Origin of the sequence: Photobacterium sp. OFAV2-7 (assembly GCF_022347985.1) — a bacterium.
Classification (GTDB): Bacteria; Pseudomonadota; Gammaproteobacteria; order Enterobacterales; family Vibrionaceae; genus Photobacterium.
The window spans coordinates 1-5757 of the sequence record NZ_JAKRFQ010000274.1; the positions used below are offsets into that span (position 1 = coordinate 1).

General features: G+C 40.5%; 7 protein-coding genes. 6 read left to right on the forward strand and 1 reads right to left on the reverse strand.

What is annotated here, in order from left to right:
- Nucleotides 1-923 (forward strand): hypothetical protein (locus MHN01_RS14375; protein WP_239411970.1); only part of this gene is annotated, 923 nt, incomplete at its 5' end.
- Nucleotides 924-1020: 97 nt separating this feature from the next.
- Here MHN01_RS14375 and MHN01_RS14380 read toward each other — a convergent pair.
- Nucleotides 1021-1464 carry a DUF411 domain-containing protein gene (locus MHN01_RS14380; RefSeq protein WP_239411971.1) on the reverse strand — a complete coding sequence of 148 codons (444 nt, stop codon included), beginning with the start codon at nucleotides 1462-1464 and terminating at the stop codon, nucleotides 1021-1023.
- Between the two features lie 762 nt (nucleotides 1465-2226).
- On the opposite strand from MHN01_RS14380, the gene MHN01_RS14385 reads away from it, so the two are divergent.
- The 5 genes from MHN01_RS14385 to MHN01_RS14405 all read left to right on the forward strand — a co-directional run bounded on the left by MHN01_RS14385 (nucleotide 2227) and on the right by MHN01_RS14405 (nucleotide 5345).
- Complete coding sequence (locus MHN01_RS14385) at nucleotides 2227-2583, forward strand: helix-turn-helix transcriptional regulator (RefSeq protein ID WP_239411972.1); 357 nt, start codon at nucleotides 2227-2229, stop codon at nucleotides 2581-2583.
- A 386-nt stretch (nucleotides 2584-2969) separates the two neighbouring features.
- Entirely contained in the window at nucleotides 2970-3632 is a 663-nt protein-coding gene (locus MHN01_RS14390) for a LuxR C-terminal-related transcriptional regulator (protein ID WP_239411973.1), read from the forward strand.
- The gene (locus MHN01_RS14395) at nucleotides 3629-4084 is read left to right on the forward strand and encodes a curli production assembly/transport protein CsgE (protein WP_239411974.1); all 456 of its coding nucleotides are present in this window, start codon (nucleotides 3629-3631) and stop codon (nucleotides 4082-4084) included. Before MHN01_RS14390 ends, MHN01_RS14395 begins: the two co-directional genes overlap by 4 nt.
- Nucleotides 4085-4095: 11 nt before the next feature.
- A complete protein-coding gene (locus tag MHN01_RS14400; protein WP_239411975.1) occupies nucleotides 4096-4497 on the forward strand; it encodes a curli assembly protein CsgF in 402 nt (133 codons plus the stop codon).
- Nucleotides 4498-4508: 11 nt separating this feature from the next.
- On the forward strand, nucleotides 4509-5345 hold the full coding sequence (locus MHN01_RS14405; RefSeq protein WP_239411976.1) for a CsgG/HfaB family protein: 837 nt from the start codon (nucleotides 4509-4511) through the stop codon (nucleotides 5343-5345).
- The last annotated feature ends 412 nt before the right edge of the window (nucleotides 5346-5757 follow it).

Consider the following 5757-nt stretch of genomic DNA (forward strand, 5'->3'; position numbering starts at 1 on the left):
GTCATACCTGCTGGTTTTGTGGCGAGCCCTACTATGAGTCTTACTCATTTATGGCATCGCCAAATTATGACGAGCAGCAACTACCGATAATGGTTCCTTGTTGTCAGGAGTGTTATCGTTTTTGCCAATCAATAAAAGTCAGTGGTTTGGATTTGTTACGCGATAAAGTGAAAGAGAAACTTCACCGCAAATATGAAAAGCACCTACAAATTGGTGCGAACTGGACCAAGGAGGAACTCGAGGACTCGGAGTTTGAGGGAAAAGCGCTCGAAGGTTTTCGGGAAAGTGCCTGGACGATGTTTGAAATCGCCAAAGAGCGGGTAAATTATTCCGGTTGGCCACTGACAATCGATGGCTTGCCTGTCGTAGGCCTGACAAGCAGTTTTCAGGTTGAGTTTAATGGCATTACATACACGAGCTTAGTGCAGGCTGTCGAACAGCTGGCCAAGGCATACAATATTCCACAAGCTTATCTTGAGGATGTGGTAGAGACGGTAGGCCGTCATCGTCTGGCTTATGCCATTCGGTTTGCCAAAACTACCTATGGATATTCAGCTGAAGAGCGGGAAGCAAGTATTGCTAGCCTGAAAGCTATGCTGGCAGAAGAAAGTGTGTTGGCAACTGAGAAACGAAAGTCTGCGCAAGGAATTGAAGTTGCAATCTCAGATATTAAAGAACTGATTTTAAGCCGTACGATGATTTCGCCTTATGCGGTGCAGTGGGTGTTGAGAAAAGGTATTTCGACACTGGGCCAGCTAGCAGAGCACGAAGATGATTTTTTCGAATTCTTTATGCAGGAATCTGAGTTGGTAGCCTTTACGTATTTTAATGGTATGCAGATCTATCTGGAAAAGCGTGAAACAGATAATGAGTGGGCAATGAACGATGACCCGAACCGTGTGCTGTTTGCGAGGCTTGGTTAACAATTAAAGGGTTCATTGTTGCTGGGCAGGAATTGCAAAAGGGCAGAAGAGAATTTCTTTTCTGCCCTTATTATTTTAAGTTATTGTTTGGCTAGCTTTACTGGTTATGGCGTGCCCATACCATAGTGTTTCCGTTTTCATCAAAGGCGACAACCTCAAACGGGTCTTTCTGATCTTTATACTCCATGCCAGGTGAACCCATTGGCATACCCGGTACTGCAAGGCCTATCATGCGTGAAGGCTTAGAATCGATAAATCGCTGGATATCTTCTGCAGGAACATGTCCTTCGAATGTATAACCTTGAATTTCAGCTGTATGGCAAGAAGCATATTGCGGGCGAATACCAAGATCGATTTTCTTTGCCGTCATGTCTTGCACATACTCTACGTCTAGCTCAAACCCATTGTCTTCCATATGTTTAACCCAGTCTTTACAACAGCCGCAATACGGTGACTGGTAGTTAGTCCCTTTAATTGTCTCAGCAATGGCGAAGGAGCTGCCTACAAGTAGGGATAGGGCGATGATGTGATTAAGTTTCATTATAAGATCCTGTTTATATTCGCTTTAAATTGAACAATTTCGGTATCAGTCGAAGGCTGAGAAGGCCTTCGCAACGATTGATTGACATTAGGCGAATACAGGTGGACGCAGGATCACATCGTAGAAGTAAAGTCGTTCACCTACAGGCTCAGTAAATACCTGGCTGGCAGAGGGAACAGAAATTTGGAATATGTGAGTAAGAATTGCAAATTGTAGGCTGTTAGTATGACAGTCGTTATCGACACAGCAACTGGGAACGGAATGATCACTCATTGTGTCAGTACTACACATTGTCGTGTGGTCTGAAGAAGCAGTTGTCATTTCGCTGCAGCAGGCCATCGCTGAACTTGTTTGACAGCCAGAGTGTGCTAGTGGGTTTTCAATGACGAACGAGTTAGCACTCACAGTTGATGAAAGTGCTGTGAACAGCATCGCAAGCATGATAATTTTTGAAACGATCTGCTGCAGCCGCATGAAATACCTATAACTCGAACAAGAGAACTAACTCTAGGATTATATCCATGTTCCGTCCGAAGCGACAAGCTCTGTGATTAAGAAAACGTTTATTGACTGAGAATTGAGCATGTTGGTGTAATGAATTGATGCCTAAAGGGTTTTGTTATGCAGCTTGAGTGATGATTCGATTACCTGAATATCAAAATTGATAATGAATTCTTAACCCTAACTTTGCTCTGACATTCTTATGTCTTTTTTTGGTTTTAATCAGGGGATAAATATAAGATGAAGCTAAGGCTTATGGGTATGCAGTACACAGAACAAGACCGACAAGTATTACACGACACGTGGATGAGCTACAAAGCGAAGATGCGGGTAACACAAATTGAGATGGCGAAGCGACTTGGTTTAAGTCAGTTGGTATTCTCAGACATATTACGGGGTCAGGTGCCGCTAGAACACAGTTTTGTTAATCAGTTTTGCCATTATATCGGTGTAGACCCAGTCATGACGCTTCCTTCCTTAAGAGAGCAAGTGGGGGCTACGATGCCAAACTCTGTAACGTTAACTAATACGTACATTGTTGATGGAAATATTAAGAATGTCCGGTATAGTGGTAATCAAATCATTGTGGAATATGAACACAATGTCCAAACCTATTAAGTGCGATTCTGATTCCCACTTATAATAATGAGAATAAAGTTAAATTAAATTAATGCCTTGCGCTAATTTGCGCAAGGTGATGACACACTCCCTCTAATATCCCCCTGACTTCACTCTATACTCCAGTTGATAATTCAAATAATTCTCAGATATAAAACACATTAACTTTTTTTGTAGCTGGCATTTTTCTATTTTTGTGCATTTATCAAAACTACTGAAAAATGATGAACTTATGTTCAAAAATGAGATTAACAATATTTTCTTAAAGATCAATATGTTGCCTTTATTAGCATTAATAATATCCTTTGGCGTCTTGATGTTTGAACACTATGATCTAGATTTAAAAAGTCTTAGTAATAAGATATTTATAGTAAGGGAATATCAAGATGGCTTGCGATAAATATAATAATCTAATCTTTATCTGTGATTCCAGTTTACAATCCTCATTATTCAGAGATTTCCTAGAGAAATCTTTGGGTATATCCATTCAAATGACGACAATTGAAGGCTTGTCTGGATTAACATTACCTGAAAAAAGCTCGGTGCTCGTAATCATTGATAACACACACATCAATGAAGACTCATTAGATTTGTATATCAAGTTCCTTATAGAAAAGTCAATAAGTGGCAGTGAAGTGTTAATTAACTCTCCAAATAATGTTGCTGCTAATTTGATAGCAAAATGGCCGAATATGGTTGGTGTCTTTTTTGCTGGAGATGAAATGAGTGTTGTCGCCAAAGGAATGAAAAAAGTTCTTGAAGGCGAACTCTGGCTAAGCCGAAAGCTGACCAATGAATTGATAACCTCGTATCGAAACAAAGATGCAATTGTTGCCAAATCGACAGCAAACTTAACGACAAGAGAAAAGGAAATCATGCAATTGTTAGTGTTGGGAGCATCCAATATACAAATTGCGGAAACCTTATTTGTTAGTGAGAACACAGTAAAAACGCATCTATACAATGTGTTTAAAAAGATCAATGTAAAGAACAGGATGCAAGCATTTATGTGGGCCAAAAACAATCACTACAATGATTTACCATTATGAAAGCAGTCATTATCACACTGTTAACAGCGCTTATTTTTCCGGTTGTTAATGCGGAGGCTAAAGAAGAGAAGCCTCTCGAGAATGGACCTCCGTTGGAACAAAAAAATGGCGCGCTTGATGATTTAAGAGAAATTAGTGGTGTGGTACTTGATCGAACTATGACTCGACTTGGAGAAGATTTCTACTCGCTTTTTTCTCAGAAGTTGAATGATGAGTTCGAGGATTTGGAAGAGAACTTAACGGTAAAAGAACGACCAACAGCCTTGTCAGGCAGTATTATCACCGTTTTTCACCGACAAACTATTATCTACCGAACGGCGATATCGCCAGGAAGAGATCAAATAGAAGCGAAGGTGGATGATGCAATTAAAACGGTCAGTTCCTATGTCGTGCGGTGGCGAATAGAGCGATATCTAAAAGATACCTTTGATGTTGATTATGACGAAATTTAAGAGGACTAATCATGAAAGGGAGCAAATTAGCCTTAGTCTGCCTGATAGCTTTATCTGCTAAGGTTTCGGCGACAGAGTTGGTTTACACACCAATAAACCCCAGCTTTGGTGGTAACCCGCTAAACAGTGCCCATTTGTTGGGGGTTGCCAATGCTATTAATGATCACAAAGCACCGGATGACGGCTTGCTAAATGAGCAATCTGATCTTGAGCGCTTGGCGGCAAGTCTTGAGTCACGCCTGATAAGCCAGCTTTTGTCTGATGTTGGTAACGGAAATACTGGGCAACTCGTAACAAATGACTTTGTCCTAAACATCGTAGATAACAATGGTAGCTTGGTTATTCAAATAACAGATAAAGAAACGGGCGAATCATCAACAATTCAGGTGAGTGGTCTGGTACCGGATTTATAGGGAGAAGGTGGATGAAAGCGCTAGTTTGGGGGAGCTTGCTTCTCTTATTATCCGGATGTTCTATGTCGCTAGAAACCCCGGAGATAAGTAAGGAACCAACATTAATGGCGAGAGGTGTCGCATATCATGACCTGGTATCCTTACCTCTTCCTAAAGGGAAAGTCTTTGTCTCTGTGTATGACTTTAGGGATCAAACAGGCCAATATAAACCACAACCTAATAGTAACTTCTCAACTGCGGTTCCACAGGGAGGAGCAGCATTGCTCACAACGGCATTGCTTGATTCAAAATGGTTTATACCGCTAGAACGTGAAGGATTGCAGAACTTACTGACTGAAAGGAAAATTATCCGTGCTGCGCAGAAAAAGGATGAGATACCAACGAACCATGGTGTTCACTTACCATCATTAGCATCTGCCAATATTATGGTGGAAGGCGGGATAGTGGCTTATGACAGCAACGTCCGAACCGGTGGGGCAGGGGCTCGTTATTTGGGGATTGGTGGTTCAGGCCAGTATCGAACAGATCAGGTTACCGTCAACGTACGCGCTGTTGATGTAAGAAGCGGCAGAATATTGCTGAGTGTCACAACCAGCAAAACCATCTTTTCCAAAGAACTCCAAACGGGTGTATTCAAGTTTATCGACTATAAAGACCTGCTAGAAGCAGAACTAGGTTATACAACCAATGAGCCAGTGAACCTTGCTGTTATGTCAGCAATAGATGCGGCAGTTGTACATGTCATTGTTGATGGTATCCAGGCGGGCTTATGGGAGCCTATGCGAGATGCGGATCTCCAGCACCCTATTATTCAGGAATATATGCTACGTTCCAGACCCATTATCTAATGTAATTTCGCTTCATTATTCACGAGCCCTCTTTTAAGAGGGCTTTTTTATGCTCAAAAAATGAATTCTCATCAATTCTCAATACTCTGTTCTCAGTTCTGAGATTTAAATCATTACGCAAGTAAAGTCTAAGTGATTGATAATAAATAACTAATAATTTAGTGATATTTATTGCCACTTCTTTGTGAATTAAATTGACCACACCTGTAAGACGTTTTAGTCATAAAGACTAAAGATGATTGGGTGATTATATCTTGTTGAAATTATAGAATTTTTTGAAATCAATTAAACTATTTGATTAGTTTTATTGTTTTCTATTCATTTCATTTAACTAGTTTGGACGTTTTTTATTCTCAATAAAAGTATTAACAGTAAGAGAAGAGTTTCATGATTAGGTTGATGGAACAAAACT